Source organism: Bifidobacterium sp. ESL0732, assembly GCF_029395535.1.
Lineage (GTDB): Bacteria > Actinomycetota > Actinomycetes > Actinomycetales > Bifidobacteriaceae > Bifidobacterium.
The window spans coordinates 791,057-809,301 of the sequence record NZ_CP113920.1 but is presented as its reverse complement, the minus strand read 5'-3'; the positions used below and the strand labels follow the sequence as shown (position 1 = coordinate 809,301).

15 protein-coding genes and 1 tRNA gene are annotated in these 18,245 nt (G+C 56.2%); 2 read left to right on the top strand and 14 right to left on the bottom strand.

Annotation, left to right across the window (positions count from 1 at the left end):
* Positions 1–139: 139 nt before the first annotated feature.
* The 5 genes from OZX70_RS03000 to OZX70_RS02980 form a co-directional block, all read right to left on the bottom strand.
* Positions 140–1,552, bottom strand: a complete 1,413-nt coding sequence (locus OZX70_RS03000) for a PIF1 family DEAD/DEAH box helicase (protein WP_277181758.1) — start codon at positions 1,550–1,552, stop codon at positions 140–142.
* A 169-nt stretch (positions 1,553–1,721) separates the two neighbouring features.
* The gene (gene orn, locus OZX70_RS02995) at positions 1,722–2,372 is read right to left on the bottom strand and encodes an oligoribonuclease (RefSeq protein WP_277181757.1); all 651 of its coding nucleotides are present in this window, start codon (positions 2,370–2,372) and stop codon (positions 1,722–1,724) included.
* Positions 2,373–2,633: 261 nt separating this feature from the next.
* Positions 2,634–4,184, bottom strand: coding sequence for an IMP dehydrogenase (gene guaB, locus OZX70_RS02990; RefSeq protein WP_277181756.1), 1,551 nt, complete (start codon positions 4,182–4,184; stop codon positions 2,634–2,636).
* A 48-nt stretch (positions 4,185–4,232) separates the two neighbouring features.
* The gene (locus tag OZX70_RS02985; protein WP_277181755.1) at positions 4,233–5,381 is read right to left on the bottom strand and encodes an MraY family glycosyltransferase; all 1,149 of its coding nucleotides are present in this window, start codon (positions 5,379–5,381) and stop codon (positions 4,233–4,235) included.
* Positions 5,378–6,040 (bottom strand): L-threonylcarbamoyladenylate synthase, encoded by a 663-nt coding sequence (locus OZX70_RS02980; RefSeq protein WP_277181754.1) that lies wholly within the window; start codon positions 6,038–6,040, stop codon positions 5,378–5,380. Before OZX70_RS02980 ends, OZX70_RS02985 begins: the two co-directional genes overlap by 4 nt.
* Positions 6,041–6,187: 147 nt before the next feature.
* Between OZX70_RS02980 and OZX70_RS02975 the strand changes: the two genes are divergently transcribed.
* On the top strand, positions 6,188–6,844 hold the full coding sequence (locus tag OZX70_RS02975; protein WP_277181753.1) for a sugar O-acetyltransferase: 657 nt from the start codon (positions 6,188–6,190) through the stop codon (positions 6,842–6,844).
* Between the two features lie 137 nt (positions 6,845–6,981).
* Here OZX70_RS02975 and prmC read toward each other — a convergent pair whose 3' ends face one another.
* The 6 genes from prmC to OZX70_RS02945 all read right to left on the bottom strand — a co-directional run bounded on the left by prmC (position 6,982) and on the right by OZX70_RS02945 (position 12,174).
* Positions 6,982–8,058, bottom strand: coding sequence for a peptide chain release factor N(5)-glutamine methyltransferase (gene prmC / locus OZX70_RS02970; protein ID WP_277181752.1), 1,077 nt, complete (start codon positions 8,056–8,058; stop codon positions 6,982–6,984).
* Positions 8,059–8,086: 28 nt separating this feature from the next.
* Positions 8,087–9,175 (bottom strand): peptide chain release factor 1, encoded by a 1,089-nt coding sequence (gene prfA / locus OZX70_RS02965; RefSeq protein ID WP_277181751.1) that lies wholly within the window; start codon positions 9,173–9,175, stop codon positions 8,087–8,089.
* Between the two features lie 123 nt (positions 9,176–9,298).
* Complete coding sequence (rpmE, locus tag OZX70_RS02960) at positions 9,299–9,511, bottom strand: 50S ribosomal protein L31 (RefSeq protein WP_277146457.1); 213 nt, start codon at positions 9,509–9,511, stop codon at positions 9,299–9,301.
* 314 nt (positions 9,512–9,825) lie between these two features.
* Positions 9,826–9,899 (bottom strand) — tRNA-Ile (locus tag OZX70_RS02955).
* A gap of 73 nt (positions 9,900–9,972) precedes the next feature.
* Positions 9,973–10,608 carry an ECF transporter S component gene (locus OZX70_RS02950; RefSeq protein WP_277182081.1) on the bottom strand — a complete coding sequence of 212 codons (636 nt, stop codon included), beginning with the start codon at positions 10,606–10,608 and terminating at the stop codon, positions 9,973–9,975.
* 342 nt (positions 10,609–10,950) lie between these two features.
* Positions 10,951–12,174, bottom strand: coding sequence for an ROK family protein (locus OZX70_RS02945; RefSeq protein WP_277181750.1), 1,224 nt, complete (start codon positions 12,172–12,174; stop codon positions 10,951–10,953).
* Positions 12,175–12,367: 193 nt separating this feature from the next.
* Between OZX70_RS02945 and OZX70_RS02940 the strand changes: the two genes are divergently transcribed.
* Positions 12,368–13,888 (top strand): FGGY family carbohydrate kinase, encoded by a 1,521-nt coding sequence (locus OZX70_RS02940; RefSeq protein WP_277181749.1) that lies wholly within the window; start codon positions 12,368–12,370, stop codon positions 13,886–13,888.
* A gap of 127 nt (positions 13,889–14,015) precedes the next feature.
* Here OZX70_RS02940 and OZX70_RS02935 read toward each other — a convergent pair whose 3' ends face one another.
* From OZX70_RS02935 to OZX70_RS02925, 3 genes are all read right to left on the bottom strand, one after another.
* Positions 14,016–15,401: an NAD-dependent succinate-semialdehyde dehydrogenase gene (locus OZX70_RS02935; RefSeq protein ID WP_277181748.1), complete on the bottom strand. Its 1,386-nt coding sequence runs from the start codon at positions 15,399–15,401 to the stop codon at positions 14,016–14,018.
* A 331-nt stretch (positions 15,402–15,732) separates the two neighbouring features.
* Positions 15,733–17,154, bottom strand: a complete 1,422-nt coding sequence (locus tag OZX70_RS02930; RefSeq protein WP_277181747.1) for an NAD-dependent succinate-semialdehyde dehydrogenase — start codon at positions 17,152–17,154, stop codon at positions 15,733–15,735.
* Positions 17,155–17,385: 231 nt separating this feature from the next.
* A complete protein-coding gene (locus tag OZX70_RS02925) occupies positions 17,386–18,024 on the bottom strand; it encodes a CE1759 family FMN reductase (RefSeq protein ID WP_277181746.1) in 639 nt (212 codons plus the stop codon).
* Positions 18,025–18,245: the final 221 nt, after the last annotated feature.

Genomic DNA, 18,245 nt, shown 5'->3' with positions numbered 1-18,245 from the left:
GACATTGACGGCGTTTGCCGGAAATCTGTGAATGGTGTCTGAAACACATTACATAGCGATTAACCGTCATTATCGAAGCCACTGCATCCCTATTGCCGACGCATTCTTTGAACACCAACAATCAGAAATCAAAAATGGCCTAGAACAACTCGTCCTGGGCGAATTCATCGGTGTCGCCGGCTAGTTGGCCGGAAGCCCGTTTGGTGAAGGCATCGCCGCCTTCTTCGGCAAGCCGGGCACAGGCGACCTTGGAATTGTCGCGCAGCTTGCCGTCGAGCAAGACGGCATCGGGCGAGACCAGGAATGCGCGTTCGCTGATGTCATCAAGATAAAGCCCGTCGAGATTCTCCACACGTGAAAGCGCCACATAACCCATGCCCGGCGCGAAAGTGCGGCGCAGGTTCATCACGGCGCGGTCAAGCGTCATACCCTGCGATTTGTGGATGGTAATGGCCCAGGCGCAGCGCAGCGGCACCTGTTTGACGCTGGCCAGTAAGGTTTCGCCGTCCATCATGTCCCACGAAGCCTGCTTCATGGTTACCGTATTACCGTTTTCGAACGCTACAATCGGCCAGCCACCCTTGGCCTCGGAAACAAAGCCTTCGACCTTGCCGATGGAGCCGTTGACATACTGGTGATCGGCATCGTTGCGCAACGCCATCACGGCTGCCCCGGTTTTGAGCTCGAGCTTTTCAGGGGCGAGCATGTTTTTCTTGAGCCGTTTGACCAAGTCCGCAGGTCCCGCAGATTCGGCAACATAGTCATGCGTTTCGTCGTGAATCTGCGAAAGCCGCAGGTCGTTCAAGGTGTCGGCCTGCTTGTTGACCGGGAAGAGATGAACGGCCACTTCCCCAGGCGCGGGCGACTTGCCCAAGCGACCGGCGAGTACGTCATGATCTTCTTGTGTCACATCTCCTTCACGGATATCGGTAAGCACGGTAAGTAGTTGGCCGTCGTCCTGACGGTGCTGCTCCGTGAGGTAGCAAACCACGGGGTTGAGCTCGTCCCAAACCAGCGATTCGGTAACAAAACCATCGGCATCCTTGCCGGCATCGACATAGCGCTGGCGTGACATCAGAAATTCCGGACTTGGTGCCATATCGTCGCGGCGGAATGATTTCTTGACTGGTGGCAATTGGAAGAAGTCACCAGAGAGTACGACCTGCAACCCGCCAAACGGCTCGGGGCTATGCCGCAACGCTCGGCAGACATCATCAACCATGTCGAAGAGCCATGCCGGCAACATCGAAACCTCATCAATGACAAGGATATCGGCGGCTTCGATCTTGCGCTTGCGACGCGAACGAATCCGTTTCAGCAGCGCCGGTGTCATAACCTGAGAAATGCCGATGCCGCTCCAGGAGTGGATGGTCTGGCCGTTGATATGGGTCGCGGCGATGCCGGTGGAAGCCGTGACGGCGACTGAAGCACCGTGAGCACGCGCAGCGCGGATAAACTCGTTCAAAACGTAGGTCTTACCTGAACCTGGAGCACCGGTGATGAACGCGTTCGCCCCCGCGTCAAGAATCGTCAGCGCCTCCGCCTGCTTCATACCGTTCCTACTTTCCTCATCATGCTATCGTCATGTCATCAACCCGCATTGCGTTGAAAAGCAGAAAATCAAGCCCTCAAATCTGCTTTTTGACGCAAGTCCACATTCAAATGCGTTGAAAAGCAGATTATCACGGTGGTTTTTCTGCTTTTCAACGCAATCCTGGTTTCTACTTGTTGAGCAGACTCGTGGCTTCGATGTCGGCCTCAATCTTCTTGGCCTGCGCCTCGTCCGGGCCGGGAGCCGGGGCCATGAAGGCCTCGCGGTAGTAGCGCAGCTCGTCGAGCGACTCGATGATGTCGGCGAGCGCACGGTGGCCGCCGTTCTTGGGCGGACGATTCATGTAGACCGCCGGATACCAGCGACGCGCGAGCTCCTTGATGGTGCTCACATCGATGCTGCGATAATGCAGATGGCTCATGAAGTTGGGCATAAAGTGGTCGAGGAACTTCTTGTCGCTGCCGATGGTGTTGCCGGCGAGCAGCGGCTTGACCCCATCGGGCGTGAAGCGTGCGACGTACTCGGTGACCTTCTTCTCGGCATCGGCGAGGCTCAGGCCATGTTCCCACTCCTTGATGAGGCCGGAACGGGTATGCATGGCACGTACGAAGTCGCCCATGTGGTCGACGGCCTTCTGCGACGGCTTGATGACGTAATCCACGCCTTCATCGAGCACCTTGAGATTGAAATCGGTGGGAACCACGGAGACCTCGACCAGCTCGTCGCCGCCGAAGATATCGAGGCCGGTCATCTCACAGTCGATCCAAATCAGGCGGGAATCCTCCGCCAAATACGTCTCGTCATCCTGAGCATTCACCATAATATTGACCCTTTCGCTGCAACCAACAGAACTCTACACACTATCTCACGCGCGTGACGGACCAGAATAAATGTCACAGACATCCAATTGACGTGGTGGGGTGGAGATATACAATGTCCGACACGCTCCGGGCCGCTCAGGCCAAGTCTTTATGGTCTGACATCGCATATCTCCACCCCACCACTCAACCTAACTGATGGTTTTCTTTAGTCATTCAAACCATGTCAAATACCCATCGAATGAAGCTGGAATCGAGAAAACTCAGTCGTTGTGGAAACCACTGTAGTTCGGGGCCTCCGTGGTCATCACGATGTCGTGCGGATGCGATTCGCGCAAGCCGGCTGTGGTGATGCGGATGAAGCGGCCCCTTTCGGCCATTTCCTTGATGTTGTGAGCACCGATATAGAACATCGACTGGTGCAGACCGCCGATCATCTGGTAAAGCACCGCGTTGAGCGAGCCGCGATAGGGCACTTCTCCTTCGACGCCTTCGGGGATAACCTTGTCGTTGCTGGTGACGTCGGCCTGGAAGTAACGGTCCTTGGAGTAGGACTTCTTGCCGCGCGGGGCCATAGCTCCGAGCGAACCCATGCCGCGGTAGAGCTTGTACTGCTTGCCGTGCAGGAAGACCTTCTCGCCCGGAGTCTCGTCGCAGCCGGCGAGCGCGCCGCCAAGCATGACAGTGGAGGCACCGGCCACCAACGCCTTGGCGATGTCGCCGGAATAGTGGATGCCGCCGTCGGCAATGCAGGGAACGCCGGCAGCCCGGCAGACCTGAGCCGCGTCATAGACGGCCGTGAGCTGCGGGACACCGATACCGGCGACCACACGCGTGGTGCAGATAGAGCCTGGGCCAACGCCGACCTTGACAGCATCGACGCCGGCATCAATCATGGCCTGTGCGCCTGAAGCTGTTGCCACGTTGCCACCGATGATCTGCACACCGTTGAAGGCGCGGTCCGACTTCAAGCGCTTGATCATGTCAAGGGCAAGGTGAGCCTCGCCATTGGCGGTATCGACCACCAGCGCGTCAACGCCGGCCTCCATCAGCGCCGAGGCACGCTGCCAAGCATCGCCTAGGAAGCCGATACCGGCGGCCACGCGCAGACGACCCTGATCGTCCTTCGTGGCATCGGGATACTGCTCGGTCTTCACGAAATCCTTGACGGTGATAAGTCCGGCGAGCTTGCCGTCATCGTCGACCAGCGGCAGCTTTTCGACCTTGTGCTTGGCAAGCAGGTCGTGCGCGTCTTCACGTGAGATGTTGGCCGGGCCGGTGATGAGCCCATCCTTGGTCATGACATCCTTGACCTTAAGCTTGTCATAATCTTCCGAGGAGATGAAACGCATGTCACGGTTGGTGATGATGCCGAGCAGCTTGTTGTCGCTGTCGACGACGGGCAGGCCCGAAATATGGAAACGGCCACACAGCTTGTCGAGATCGGCAAGGGTGGCCTCGGGGTTAACCGTGAGCGGGTCGGTAATCATGCCCGATTCACTGCGCTTGACGATATCGACCTGCGAGGCCTGGTCGTCAATGGAAAGGTTGCGGTGCAGCACACCAATGCCGCCGTTTCGTGCCATGGCGATGGCCATGTCGGATTCGGTGACGGTGTCCATGGCTGCCGAAATCATTGGCACTTTCATGGTTATTTCACGGGTCAGATGCGTGGTGGTGTCGACGTGAGAAGGAATGACATCGGTCTCGTTAGGCAGAAGCAACACATCATCATAGGCCAATCCCATCTTTGCAAAAATGGGAGGCAGCGGATTGTAGGATGACTGGATATCAGATTGAGAATTTAAAGCCATAGCACAACTATATGGGCGCGGGGTGACGAATGTAACCGTTTGTTGCACTTACGAGTTCTTACGGGGATGTCGCGCGTTGCGCACGTCCGGATCCTCCTCTTTTTGCAGTTCCAGCCACCGTCGCATCAGGTAAGGGGACATCGTACATATCGTCAGAATGACGGCCGCGATAATCATGCCAAGGGCCACATATTGCCATTTGAAGAACAGAATCATGATCGAGCCAAAGGAGATCAGCGCCGCCCAGCCCCATAGAATCAATACAGCTCCCTGCACGCTGTGACCGATACGCAGCATGCGATGATGCAGATGCATGCGGTCCGGGTGCATCGGCGACTGGCCTTTGCTCAGTCGACGAACGATGGCCAGGCACATGTCGAGCACTGGCAAGAACAACACCAGAATCGGCAGCAAAATCGGCATAAAAGCAGGCAGGTAGAGGCTGGTATGCACGGAAGCCGGGTCAAGATGGCCGGTCATGATAATCGACGCGCAGGTAATCATATAACCGAGCAACATTGAACCGGAGTCCCCCATAAAGAGTTTCGCGGGATGCCAGTTATGAAGCAAAAAGCCCACACAAATACCCACCAAGGCGACATCGAGCAGCGTTGCCATCGAAGCGTAGCTCGGCGTGGAACGGGCTATCACGTAGGAATAGACCGCGAACGCGATGCCACCAATCGCGACAATGCCAGAGGCCAATCCGTCGAGACCGTCAACGAAATTGACAGCGTTAATCGACGCGACGATCAGAAAAGCCGTAATGGCCATGGAAATACTTGGCGAGGCCGTCACCAACGAACCGAACGGCAGGAAGATAATCTGCACGCCTCCCCACGCCACGAACACGGAAATCAAGAGCTGCCCGGCAAGTTTGAGCATCCAATCCAAATCCCACAAATCATCGGCCACACCCAACAGGCAAATCAGAACCGCACCGACCAGCACGACCCACGCCTGATACGAACCGACAAAAAGGCCTGATATGAAAGGCATCTTGCTGGCAAACACAATCGCGACGATAAGCCCTATCAACATCGCCAAACCGCCCATACGCGGGGTTGGCACCGTGTGTACGTCGCGTGCGCGGACTTCGCCCACCGCGCCGATTTCAATGGCGAGATGACGGATCAAGGGGGTGACCAGCCACGTGGCCCCTCCCGCAATCGCGGCAATGAACAGGTAGACTCTCACGCGTCCAGGCTCCCATCTCCGGAGTTCATCAAAGCGCCACGAACCTGCGCTGCGCTGATGACACCTTCGCGCACAATCGAAATGCCGTCACGCTCGTTTGGGTCGGCGGCGACCACTGTGCTCGCAACATGGCTTACCGTAGGCCCTCCGTCAAGATAAAGGTCAACGTCGTTGCCAAGTGCCGCAACGGCTTCCTGAACCGTTTGCGGACTTTCTCCCCCGCTACGGTTCGCGCTCGAACAGGCCAAAGGCCCCGTGGCACGCAAGGTCTTGAGACAAGCCTCCGAATCCGGCACACGTACCGCCTGGGTTTTGCTCCCGTTCAATTCCTCACGCAACGTGACCAATTCCGAACCCGTTTGGGCCACGGCAATCGGCGAAAAAGGACCGGGCAGAAAAGCATTGGCAAGCCGATCCAGCGGAACCGGAAGATATAATCCAAGCCCGTCCAGTTCATTTATCGACGACAGCAGAATCTGCAGCGCCTTGTTTCGCGGGCGACGTTTCGCCTCAAAAATGCGACTTACGGCCTCGTCGCTAAAAGGACTTGCAGCAACACCATAAACCGTGTCGGTCGGCAATACCACAAGCCCGCCGTCTTTGACAATCCTGGCGGCCAAAGCCAAAGATTCGTCATCGATTGCACGCACTTCACTCATATTGCCTCCAACACAAAAGTATGCCTTAATTGCACCATTGCGCCGCGACTTCAAAGGACAGCATCACACTTCGGTACTTATAATCCGATATGATCGAAACGTACATTGGAGCTTACAACCCAAACCGATACGGACAAAGGAACCACGATGACGTCCATACCACCAGTCGAACTGCGAACCCCTCGCAAATCGGAACGCGAAGAGATGCTCGCCGGCAAACTGCACAATGCCGCAGATCCTGAGCTCGACCGTCTACGCAACAAGGCCGCCGAACTGTGCGAGCGCTTCAACAACACACCGCGCAACGACAGAAAGACGCGCGAGGCCATCCTTGACGAGCTGTTGCCTAACCGTAGCGAAGGCGTCGAAATCGTCGGCAACATCGCGTTCGACTACGGCATCCATACCACAATCGGCAAAAGGGTATTCATCAATTTCAACTTCACCGTACTTGATACGAATTACGTCACCATCGGCGATGACGTGCTTTTCGGACCGAACGTCTCGCTGCTCCCTGCTATGCATCCATTACGCTGGCAGGATCGTAACCTGCGGTTCACCCCGGGAGGCGAAGGTTATGATTATGAGTATTCCAAACCGATAACCATCGGCAAAAACTGCTGGTTCGGCGGCAATGTGACCGTGCTTGGCGGAGTGAACATCGGCGAAGGCTCGGTCATTGGAGCCGGTGCCGTAGTCACCCACGATATCCCGGCAAACAGCGTGGCCGTAGGCAATCCGGCACGGGTCATCCGCACCATTACCGACGAGGACGCGGCGGCGAATCAAGATTACTCGAAATAAACCGTCTGCAAGGTCGTATACGACACCTTGATGTCTGCGTGGTCTTGCTTTTGAGACATATTTCAGTATTCTCTGCGAAAAAACGGCATGGATAATTGATGCGTTTTCGGTTTCGTCCAATGAAGAAAATATTGTTTTTATTCTTTGACGGCAAAGAGATAACGCGGTCGGCCGGTGAGGTCATCGCCGGTACGCGCCGTGCGGAAACCGTGGGTTCTGGCGAAATCGGTCAGCAATCGAGCCTGTGAAATGTCGTGCTCCATCACCAATGCTCCGCCGCTGCGCAGGAGCTTCACCGCGCGCAGGATGATGCGTTCTGGGGTATAGGTCCCGTCCGCTGAACCGCCATAGAGTGCCGTTTTCGGATCATAGTCGCGCACTTCGGGTTGTTCGGGAACCTGGGCAAGCGGCACATAAGGCGGGTTAGTGACCACCGCGTCAATGGTCCCGTCCAATTGCGAAAGCGTCATGGCGTTCGCCGCGTCGGCGTGGAAAAGATGGTAATTGTAGCCGGCCAGTGAATGATCTTTGAAAACCTTCTGCTCATTGCGCTTCGTCCATTCCAGCGCCTCCAGGGAAAGTTCCACGGCCCAGACCTCGCTACCGGGCACTTCGGTGACGAGCGACAGGCCGATTGCTCCGCTTCCGGCGCATAGATCGACCAAGCGGCTTGGTTTGATGTTCTCGTGCGTCAGCCAATCGATGGCCGCCTGCACCACGGTTTCGGTTTCCGGACGCGGAATGAAAACGCCCGGTCCGACCTGAAGATCCAGATAGCGGAACGGCGCATGACCGACGATATATTGCAACGGTTCGCGCTGCTTGCGTCTGGCGATCATCACGGCAAAACGGCGAATCGCCGCGTCATCGGCATCGCTGAGCTCATCGGCTTCGTTATTTTCTGAAGTATCGTCAGCATTGGTAGAAGACTCGTTGGATTTTGCGGTTTTCGAGCCCTGTTGTGACACACTTTGGGAATCGCTTTCGTCATCAATGCGTTGAATGTCAACATCATCAGTCGCGTCGTTATTGACAGTGCTATGCAACGGTGTATCCAACAATATGGATTTCTCGACATCGCTGGGTGTTACCCCAAACGCTTCGGCAAGCAGCAATTTCGCATCGTTTCGCGGTGTCTCGACGCCAGCAGCCTTGAGCCAATCCGTCGCCTGCTGCAACATTTCGGATGTCGAAGAAACCACGTTTTCCCCCATTGACCACTCCTCTTGCTTCAAAGCCAGTTCAGTCGGTTTTGGCGAGACGTGCGGCCTCGTCGGCCTGTATGTCGCTGTCGATGACGGCCTGTAGGTCGCCATCGAGCACCTGGTCAAGATTGTAGGCCTTGTAATTGGTGCGATGGTCGACGATACGGTTTTCTGGGAAATTGTAAGTACGGATACGTTCGGAACGATCGAGGGAACGCACCTGCGAATGGCGCATATCCGCAGCTTCCTCGGCTTCCTTTTCGTGTTTCATCGCAAGCAAACGCGATTTCAAGACGCGCAACGCCGCAGCCCTGTTTTGAATCTGTGACTTCTCGTCCTGCATGCTCACCACGATGCCGGTGGGGATGTGGGTCATACGCACCGCGGAATAGGTGGTGTTGACCGACTGCCCGCCGGGGCCAGAGCTCATGAAGATATCAATCTTGAGGTCTTTCGGGTCGATTTCGATCTCGTCGTCGTCCTCGTCGGCTTCAGGGAAGACGATGACCCCAGCTGCTGAAGTCTGGATGCGCCCCTGCGATTCGGTGACAGGGATACGCTGCACGCGGTGCACGCCGCCCTCGTATTTGAGGCTCGCCCACACCCCATCTTCGGGTGCCGGGTTGCCTTTGGCACGGATGGCGACCTGCACATCCTTCACGCCGCCGAGCTCGGTGATGTTCTCGCTTTGGATAGTGGTGGTCCAGCCGCGTTTTTCGGCGTAACGGGTATACATACGCAGCAGATCGCCCGCAAACAAAGCGGCTTCTTCCCCACCAGTGCCGGCTTTGATTTCCATAATCGTGTCACGCACGTCGTCGGGGTCACGCGGAATCAGCGCACTGCGCAGCTTTTCTTCGGCAGGCGGCACCAACGCCTCGAGCCGCTTGGCTTCCTCGGCAAAGTCGGCGTCCTCACCGGCCATTTCCTTGGCGGCCTTGGCATCATCGCGAGCGTGCTGCCAAGCGCGATAGGCCTCGACGATGCTGCCAAGTTGAGCATGGCGACGTCCCAGCTTGCGAATCGCCTTCGGGTCGGAGGCGACCTCGGGCTGGCTCATCTGCCGCTCGATGTCCTGATACTCCTCCAACGCGCTTTGTGCCGCGGGAAATTGCTGGTCTGCCATGCAAAAGTCCTTTTATAATATGTTGACATTTTAACGATAAAAATATCGAAATTAGGTATGAAAAACGCCAGCCCGGATTCGGGTCCGCAGACCCGAACCAGCGAGGCTGGCGAATAAAGAATGCTACTTGGTCTTCTTGCCGTAGCGCTTCTCGAAGCGGGCGACACGGCCGCCGGTATCGAGAATCTTCTGCTTGCCCGTGTAGAACGGGTGGCAGTTCGCGCACACATCAACCGTCATGTGATCGCCCTTGGCGGTGCTGCGCGTGACGAAAGTATTGCCGCAAGAGCAGGTAACCTGCACTGCGTGATAATCGGGATGAATACCCTGCTTCATAATGTCTCCTAAGGAATTCAGGTGACCCGGGTCGCCTAACCCCACTGGTCAGACGTGAACCGGAACTTTGATATTCTATCAGCGAGCGTTGACTTGCCTCTCTTTCAACCAGACCAAATGGCCGGTATCTCAAGAGCGGCTTGAACCAATCACACGCTCAGATATCACAACAAACCACGACACCTAATCATCCCGACTTCATCTTTCAGCTTATTGGCCGCGTCTTTCCGCACGACGTAAATTCAACATAGGACCATCAAAATCTTTTGATACTTTGATGCTATCGACAATGAAGCAAGGAAGCCGGCAAATAGTGGGGCCGCTCGGGCTTGAACCGAGGACCGACGGATTATGAGTCCGATGCTCTAACCGACTGAGCTACAGCCCCACGTTGGCAAAAGCCAACTTCTATACTTTATCAAACGCTCTGACCAGAGACACCACACGGAAACGTCAGATTTTTATTTCCTGCCTCTCACCGCACGACCGGAAGCGAAACGATCCAGCGCGCCTGTTTTGGCGATGGCAAGGTAAAGGAACCAGCTCATCACGCCGGCAATGAGTATGCCTCCGATGATTTCGCAGGTCATGTGCGTGAGGCCGCGCGGACTGACCAGCGCAACGCCTTGCAAACGCGTAAACAAAACGTAAAAACCGTATTCCACTGCTGTCAAAGCTCCGGAAGCCACAGTGAGGCTCAAATTGAACTTCCGATAGCGGAAAATCGCAAACGGTACTTCTGCGAACAATCCTTGCAGGAACGCCGAAAGAAAAACGAAGGTAAAGGAATACTGGTTGCCGAACAGCGTTTCGGTCAGGCTGCCGATGATATCGACGTAAATCGCGGCACCGGGTTTGCGAATGATGAGCAACGCCAGGGGTCCGGAGAAATACCAAAACGCGTGAAACAGGCTGGTGATGCCGGGAAGGATGGCGCGAAGCAGCGGGGCGATCCAGGCATAGGCGAAATTGAAGCCCCAAAAGACGAGGCCACAGGCCACACCGAGCGCTGCACCGATGGCGATATCCGCGGCGCGCCAACGCAAACGCGAAACCCTGGCTACTGGGGAATGCGAAGAAGAAACAGATCCGTGGATTTGCCCTGGAGTCTTGTTCTGATTACTTGCATCAGAAGGCGAATGTTGAAGAGATTCATTTGTTGATGATGGTTGGATCGTTTCGGGGGCAGCTTTAGCCACGGTTGTTCCTTGCAATAAACTGTGCACAGCGTTTTGGCTACGGCGCCCCTTGACCTGCACAGTTCGGGCGGAGACGCCAACCGCCACTCTATCAGGATGGGACTCGGCGGCACACCCCAGCGCTATCGACGCTGGTTATGGCCTACGCCAAAACGTTGACTCCGTTAGGAAATCCTTGAAAAATCAAACATCCGAGTGTGCAAAACGCTTTTATTAAAATACGACAGAAGAGCAGTAACGTCACGAATTGATGAATGCCAATGGATTGTCTATAAACCTGCGTAATCCGACTTCCGCAGCACCCAGAAGCGCCGGGCGCGTATTGACATCCGGCAGCAGCACTCGTGGTTGGACTTCCGGATAACTCAATATCTGCAACTCAAGCTCATGAGAAATCCTACGGGTCAGGCCTTTACCGAACTTATCCCAAAGACCGCCCAAAACAACAGTATCGATATCCAAAATATTGATGGCGGAAGCGAGCACCGACGTCAAAGCTCTTATCGCACGGTCCACAGCCGCCACAGTGCGGTCGTCGTGCGCCTTGTACTTTGCAAGCAGTTCGTCCACTGCTTCCATCCTCGTAGAAACCCCAGCATCGGCAACACCGGAAGCTTCGACCAACGCCTTGCGTCCGGCGTACATCTCCAGGCATCCACAACGCCCGCAGGTGCACTGCGGCCCATCAAGAGCCACGGAGACATGTCCAAGTTCACCGGCGAACCCAGAGTCACCATGAGCAACCTGCCCGTGCCGTACTACGGCACCACCAATGCCGATATCCGTGGAGATATAGATGAACGAATCGCTCGGGTGAATCACGCTTTTCGTATTTCGTGGCGTGGCATACCCAGGTATCTGTGCCAATGCGGCCAGATTCGCTTCATTGTCGGCGAGGGCATCCAGCCTTCTGACCACGTTGAAGCGAGAAAGCTCCAGCTTTTTCCAGCCAAGATTTTTTGCTGACAACAGCACCATATCGTCGGTGACCAGGCCGGGAAGGGCAAGAACCGTGCCGACGACACTCAAGCCTTTTTCGCCGAGCTCGCGTTCGCCAACGCTTACAAGTTTGTCGAGCAAGGTAAACACTTCATCGGGGTCGCTAAATTCCATGGAGCGACTCACCCAACGCTCGGAAACAACAGAACCGTCAAGCGCGAGCACGGTGTATCCATAGCCATCAGTGTTAATTTGCAGTCCTATCGAGCAAAAGCGTTGCCCGGAGATATTCAATGGAGTGCTGGGTCTGCCATAGGTCGTACCGGCGGAAACTGGTTTCCCTTCCTCCAAAGCGTTCGAGGAGACAAGCATGGGTACCAGAAGCGACATCGTGGCCTTTGTCAGCCCTGTGGCTTTCGCAAGTTTGGCACGGCTCATCGGCTTGGACGACTGAAGTAGGGTTGTAAGCACTACTGAAAGATTGTGATTGCGCAAATCATCCTGATTAATACTTTTCAGCGCCATAACCCCTCTTTTCAAAGACACATTTACTTTATCAGTTGGGACGAAACAAGAGGCAGAGGGAGAAAACACACGACATAATTGAAATAATCTATTGATTTAACTAACATGAATAGACAATGGCCAATATACTGATTTCAGACACGGCAGTATAGGCACGTAGCAGTGTTCGGAGTATTTCGAAAGGCGAAGCATAATGGCAAGGCAACAATCAGGGAAGGGTTCCGCTCATCCGACATTGGTGGCGGGAATCGACACTTCCACGCAATCGACCAAAGTGCGCGTCACCGACGCAGCCACCGGCGAGCTCGTGCGCTTCGGGCAGGCGAAACACCCCGACGGCACCAGCGTCGACCCGGAATACTGGTGGCAGGCTTTTCTTGACGCCTCCAAACAGGCCGGCGGTCTTGACGACGTTTCGGCCCTGTCCGTCGGAGGGCAGCAGCACGGAATGGTGCTCCTCGACAAACGCGGAAGGGTGATTCGCGACGCACTGCTTTGGAACGACACCCGTTCGGCACCGCAGGCCGAAAACCTCATCACGCGGCTTGGAGCACCGGAACGCAACGGCGAGAATGAGCCGGAAGACGTGAGGGCCCGTGGCATTGAACGTTGGGTGAAGGCCGTGGGTTCGTCGCCTGTCGCCTCATACACATTGACCAAACTGGCTTGGGTTGCTGAAAACGAACCGGAGAACGCCTCAAAAATCGCGGCAATCTGCCTGCCGCACGATTGGCTGAGCTGGCGCATCGCAGGCTTCGGCCCGGTGGAAGTTGGCGAGGACGCGCGTCTGGACGCCCTCTTTACCGACCGTTCCGACGCTTCAGGCACCATCTACTTCGATTCCGCCAGCAACACTTACCGTTATGACCTGATCGAGATGGTTCTCGGCCGTCGTGATGTCATCCTACCGAAAGTGCTCGGGCCCCGCGACAGCGCACCGGTCAAGGCCGCGTCTACCGTCGCCGGCGCATCCATCGACGGCGGATGCCTCATCGGGCCCGGCGGCGGTGACAACGCCATGGCCTCCCTGGGCCTGGGCATGTCGGTGGGTGATGTGAGCGTATCGCTCGGTACATCGGGCGTGGCCGCGGCCATCGCCGAAAACCCGGTATACGACCTGAGTGGTGCCGTTTCTGGCTTCGCCGATTGCACCGGGCACTATCTGCCCTTGGCCTGTACCATCAACGGCTCACGCATTCTTGACGCCGGCTGCGCGGCACTTGGTGTGGATTACGACGAACTTGGACGGCTCGCCCTTGCTGCCAAACCAAGCGCGGGGGGCCTCACCCTGGTCCCCTATTTCGATGGCGAGCGCACCCCGAACCGCCCAGATGCCAATGCGATGCTGAGCGGCATGACACTGGCCAACACCACCAAGCAAAACCTCGCACGCGCTTTCGTCGAAGGCCTGCTTTGCTCGCAACGCGACTGCTTGGAAATCATCAAGAGACTTGGCGGCAGCGTCAACCGTATCCTTTTGATCGGCGGCGGCGCGAAGTCTGAGGCCGTGCGCACCCTTGCGCCTGCGATTTTCGGCATGCCTGTCAACCGGCCGGCCACCGACGAATACGTCGCCATCGGCGCTGCTCGTCAGGCCGCGTGGGTATTAAGCAAAAATCCCAATCCCCCACAATGGAGCCTCAAGGTCGACGGCACCGAAACTGCCGACCCTACCCCACATGTCTATGAGACCTATGTGAAGGCACGCGGCTGAATCATATTAAACGAGTCAATTCACACACAAAGATAGCGTGCAGGAAAATCAGTATCAAACCGATTTTCCAGCACGCTATTCAATAATTTCTGACAACTTCTAACAGCCAATATTCAAGAAGTCGAGATCACATCCCGGCCGGATGAGCGGACTTCATCACCATCTTCTCCGTGGAGAAGGCGAGGATGCCGGCACGGCCCAGCTCATTGCCATAGCCGGAGAGCTTCACGCCGCCGAACGGCAGTTCAGGCAACGTGGTGGTCGGGTTGTTGACATAGACAGAGCCGGTGTCGATCTGCGCGGCGACACGGACACCGCGGTCCGGGTCGCTGGTGAAGACGCTGCCGCCGAGTCCGTAAGAGTTGTCGTTGGCGAGGTCGATGGCTTCCTGCTCGCTATGGACCCTGAACACCATGGCGACCGGGCCGAACATCTCATCGTCGTAGACAGGGTTGTCGCGCGTGACGTTGGAGAGAATGGCCGGACGGAAGAACTGGCCCTCGGAATCGATTTCAGGATACTGATACTCAAGCTTCGCCCCTGCCTTGAGGGCCGCATCGAATTGACTTTGCAACTTCTCCTTGGCATGCTTGGTGCACATAGGCGCGAACGTCGTCGACGGATCGAGCGGATCGCCGGGCTTGACCTTGCTGAAGCTGTCGATCAACGAAGACAGGAACTGGTCGTAGACATTGTCCATGACGATGAAACGCTTCGACGAGATGCAGACCTGGCCGGAATTCTGCAGCCTTGCGCCGCAGGAAACCGCGTTGACTTCGTCCATATTCGCGTCGTCAAGCACGATGAAGGCGTCCATACCACCCAACTCCATCGAGCTCGGCTTCAGCGACTGGGCAGCCGCCATGGCAACGGATTTCCCGCCGCGGGCGGAACCGGTGAGCGCCGCACCCTGCACGCGCGGATCCTCGATCGCCTTCGTCACCTGATCATAGGTGAGGAACAGATTGGTCAGGCAGCCCTTTGCCGCCCCGCCTTCCTCTACCATTTCGCAGAAGCGTTTGGCCGAGGTCGGGGTATTCGACGCATGCTTCAGAATCATCGTATTGCCAATCATGTAATTCGGCGCAAAGACACGCATGATCTGGTAATACGGGAAGTTCCAAGGCTCAACCATCATGATGACGCCGCGCGGCTGATGCAGGACCTCGGCCTCGCCCGGGAACCTCGTTTCAAGCTTGTCCGGCTTGAGCAGCTCCTCGGCCTGGTCGGCATACCAATCGGCGATCATCGCGCACAGCTCCACCTCGCCCGCGGACTCGGCGACAAGCTTGCCCATATCAATCGTGCAGATCTTCGCCAGCTCTTCACTATGCTTGCGGAATGTGGCCGCAATGTTGTGCAGAATCTTCGAACGCTCCGCAAGCGACTGCTTCTTGCCGTTCTGGAAAGCGGTTTCCGCCTGAGCCAGAGTGGCTTCCAGTTCGTCATCGGTGGCGAACGGATATTCCTTTACCAGCTCGTTGGTATACGGATTTATTGTCTGATAGGTCATAGCTACCTCCTCGTAGTGCGTTAACTATCAATTATCAGTATATCTAAGAATTATCTAATTATGGATAAAAGCATAAAAATTGCGCAGAATGAAATGGCTGAGTTCGCGTCACATCTGCAACACAACACAACACGACATTGCAATCACGACGCAAACCAGCTCGACAGCGTCACGTTTGCAACGCACCATTGCAAATACGACGCGAACCGGGCCATATCATATCGACGAATATGAAGAAGCCGGCCCGGAAATACCGGAACCGGCTTCTTTCAATCAAGAACCAATTGAATTACAAACTATCTTGTCAGTAGTGATCTTCCAAGCACATCGATCACAGATCCTGCGCGGCGAAGAGCGCGCCGGGGGCGTTGGCCTTGTCGAAGTGGTCGGCGGTGACCAAGAGCTTGTCGTTGGTGAACGCCATCTGGCCCAGACGAGACATCTCGCGGCCATAGCCGGAGAGCTTCACGCCGCCGAACGGGATGTCAGGCAGCGAGGCGAGCGGGGTGTTGACGAACATCATGCCCGTGTAGACCTTCGCGGCCACTTCGGCACCATGGTCCTTGTCGCCGCAGAAGAGCATGCCGCCCAGCCCGTAGGGATTGTCGTTGGCGAGCGCCACAGCCTCTTCTTCGCTGTGGACCTTGTAGATTGCCGCCACTGGGCCGAACATCTCGGTCTTGTAACCCGGGTTGTCCGGGGTGATGTCGGTAAGGACGGCCGGACGGAAGAACTGGCCCTTCGAATCGATCTGTGGGAACTGGTAAGCGATCTTCGCGCCCGCAGCCACGGCTTCGTCGAACTGGTTCTGCAGCTTCTCCTTGGCACGCTTCGAGTTCATCGGGGCGATGGTGGTCGCCGGATCCATCGGGTCGCCTGGAGTAACCTTGGAGAACGCCTCAACCATATCGTCGACGAAGCGGTCGTAGACGTTGTCCATGACGATGAAGCGCTTGGCCGAGGTGCAGACCTGACCGGCGTTGTAGAGGCGGACGCGCCACGCGATGTCGGCGAGAGCGTCCATATCAGCGTCACCCAGAACGATGAACGGATCCATACCGCCCAGCTCCATGGTGCTCTTCTTCAGCGCCTTGCCTGCGGCACCCGCGACGGCGACGCCGCCACGCTCGGAACCGGTGAGCGCCGCGCCCTGGACGCGCGGGTCCTCAATCGCCTTGGTGACCTGATCGTAGGTCAGGAACATGTTGGTCAGCGCACCCTTGGGGGCTCCGGCCTCCTCGACGACCTCGCAGAAACGCTTTGCCGAGGTCGGGGTGTTGGAAGCGTGCTTCAGAATCATCGTGTTGCCCAGCATGAAGTTCGGCGCGAATACGCGCATGATCTGATAGTACGGGAAGTTCCAAGGCTCCACCATCACCACGACGCCGACGGGCTGGTGCAGCACCCGCGCGTCTCCGGCGACGATGCTGTCGAGCTTGTCTGGCTTCAAGAGATCCTCGCTGTGATCGGCGAACCAGTCGGCGATTACGGCACACAGCTCGACCTCACCCGCCGACTCACTGACCAGCTTGCCCATGTCGACCGTGCAGATCTCGGAGAGTTCGTCGGACTTCTCGCGGAAGAGCGCTGCGACCTTGTGCAGAATCTTGGCGCGCTCGGCGATCGGCTGACTCAACATGTCGTGGAAGGTCTTGTCGGCCAGTGTGATCGTGTCCTGCAATTCCTCATCGGTTGCGAACGGATATTCCTTTACCAATTCGTTGGTATATGGATTGACGGTTTGATAAACCATAGCTACCTCCTTGTAGGTTCAATCCATCTTACTACAAAGGTACATTCAGAGAAAGTCCCCAGCGTAAATCGAATGCAAAACGCAGATAATAATCATCCAGCGAAATGCCCGAAGTCTTCCACATACAAGCCATCACAAACAAATTATCGGCCTGTCATCCACAGACAACAGACCGATAACGGAACGGAAAAATATCGGAGTTTCAGGCCGAAACCTCGAAGCTCGGCGAAGTCACCAATCCAAACCTTCGCTAGGCTCATCGACGGGCTCATGCCGTACGCCGGAAAGCATCAACGCACCCAACTCCGTGGCGGCACGCTTTTCACGGTTTTCCAGTTCTGGAGTATCGAAATCCTCTTTGGTGGCCATCAGGCTCGTGGCCGTCGGCACAGCGCGGAAGAACGCGAACAAGCCACGCATCACGACGTCAGGCACCAAGGCATGGCGGTTCGAGCCACCAGTGGCAGCCAAAACCATCGGCATGTTGGTGATGGCATCGCGCGGGACAAGATCCCAGAACGCCTTGAACAGCCCAGAATACGAAGCCTTATAAATCGGCGAGGCAACGATAAGGCCGTCTGCTGCCGAAACCGCGGATACGGCTTCCTTAAGACGGTTGCTGGACTCAAAAGCCACCGAAGCCTTCGCAATGTCCTCGGAAATCTCTTTGAGATTGACCATTTCAACAGCAACAACCTTGCCACGGGCCTCAAGATACGCCTCAGCCTTGTTGGTGATCTCCTTGGCAAGCCGGCGCGTGCTGGAAGGTTCCGAAATGCCGGCATTGACCACCGTCAAGCGGTACTGCTTCACCCCGGCCTCAGCCTTGGCGGCCAGTGCCACAATATCTGTCGTCTCCTCAGGACTCACAGTTTTCCTCCCTACACCTGACAACTTCAATTTTTCTTCTTTGCTTCAAACCCTGCAAACGCACCGCGAAGGCACGCCACCGGCAATTCAAGTACCCGATAACTACTTGCTAACGTACCACGTTCATACGTCCAAAGCGAGGCCAAAACATCACGTAACACAAAGGAAAACGTGATTGTGTTCACATTATGCCGTCACATGCAAATTATATCGCAACAAAG

Excerpts from the sequence above, each read along its gene's own strand:
- OZX70_RS03000 (WP_277181758.1), bottom strand. The coding sequence starts at position 1,552 with ATGAAGCAGGCGGAGGCGCTGACGATTCTTGACGCGGGGGCGAACGCG.
- orn (WP_277181757.1), bottom strand. The coding sequence starts at position 2,372 with ATGGTGAATGCTCAGGATGACGAGACGTATTTGGCGGAGGATTCCCGC.
- guaB (WP_277181756.1), bottom strand. The coding sequence starts at position 4,184 with ATGGCTTTAAATTCTCAATCTGATATCCAGTCATCCTACAATCCGCTG.
- OZX70_RS02980 (WP_277181754.1), bottom strand. The coding sequence starts at position 6,040 with ATGAGTGAAGTGCGTGCAATCGATGACGAATCTTTGGCTTTGGCCGCC.
- OZX70_RS02975 (WP_277181753.1), top strand. The coding sequence starts at position 6,188 with ATGACGTCCATACCACCAGTCGAACTGCGAACCCCTCGCAAATCGGAA.
- prmC (WP_277181752.1), bottom strand. The coding sequence starts at position 8,058 with ATGGGGGAAAACGTGGTTTCTTCGACATCCGAAATGTTGCAGCAGGCG.
- prfA (WP_277181751.1), bottom strand. The coding sequence starts at position 9,175 with ATGGCAGACCAGCAATTTCCCGCGGCACAAAGCGCGTTGGAGGAGTAT.
- rpmE (WP_277146457.1), bottom strand. The coding sequence starts at position 9,511 with ATGAAGCAGGGTATTCATCCCGATTATCACGCAGTGCAGGTTACCTGC.
- OZX70_RS02945 (WP_277181750.1), bottom strand. The coding sequence starts at position 12,174 with ATGGCGCTGAAAAGTATTAATCAGGATGATTTGCGCAATCACAATCTT.
- OZX70_RS02940 (WP_277181749.1), top strand. The coding sequence starts at position 12,368 with ATGGCAAGGCAACAATCAGGGAAGGGTTCCGCTCATCCGACATTGGTG.
- OZX70_RS02935 (WP_277181748.1), bottom strand. The coding sequence starts at position 15,401 with ATGACCTATCAGACAATAAATCCGTATACCAACGAGCTGGTAAAGGAA.
- OZX70_RS02930 (WP_277181747.1), bottom strand. The coding sequence starts at position 17,154 with ATGGTTTATCAAACCGTCAATCCATATACCAACGAATTGGTAAAGGAA.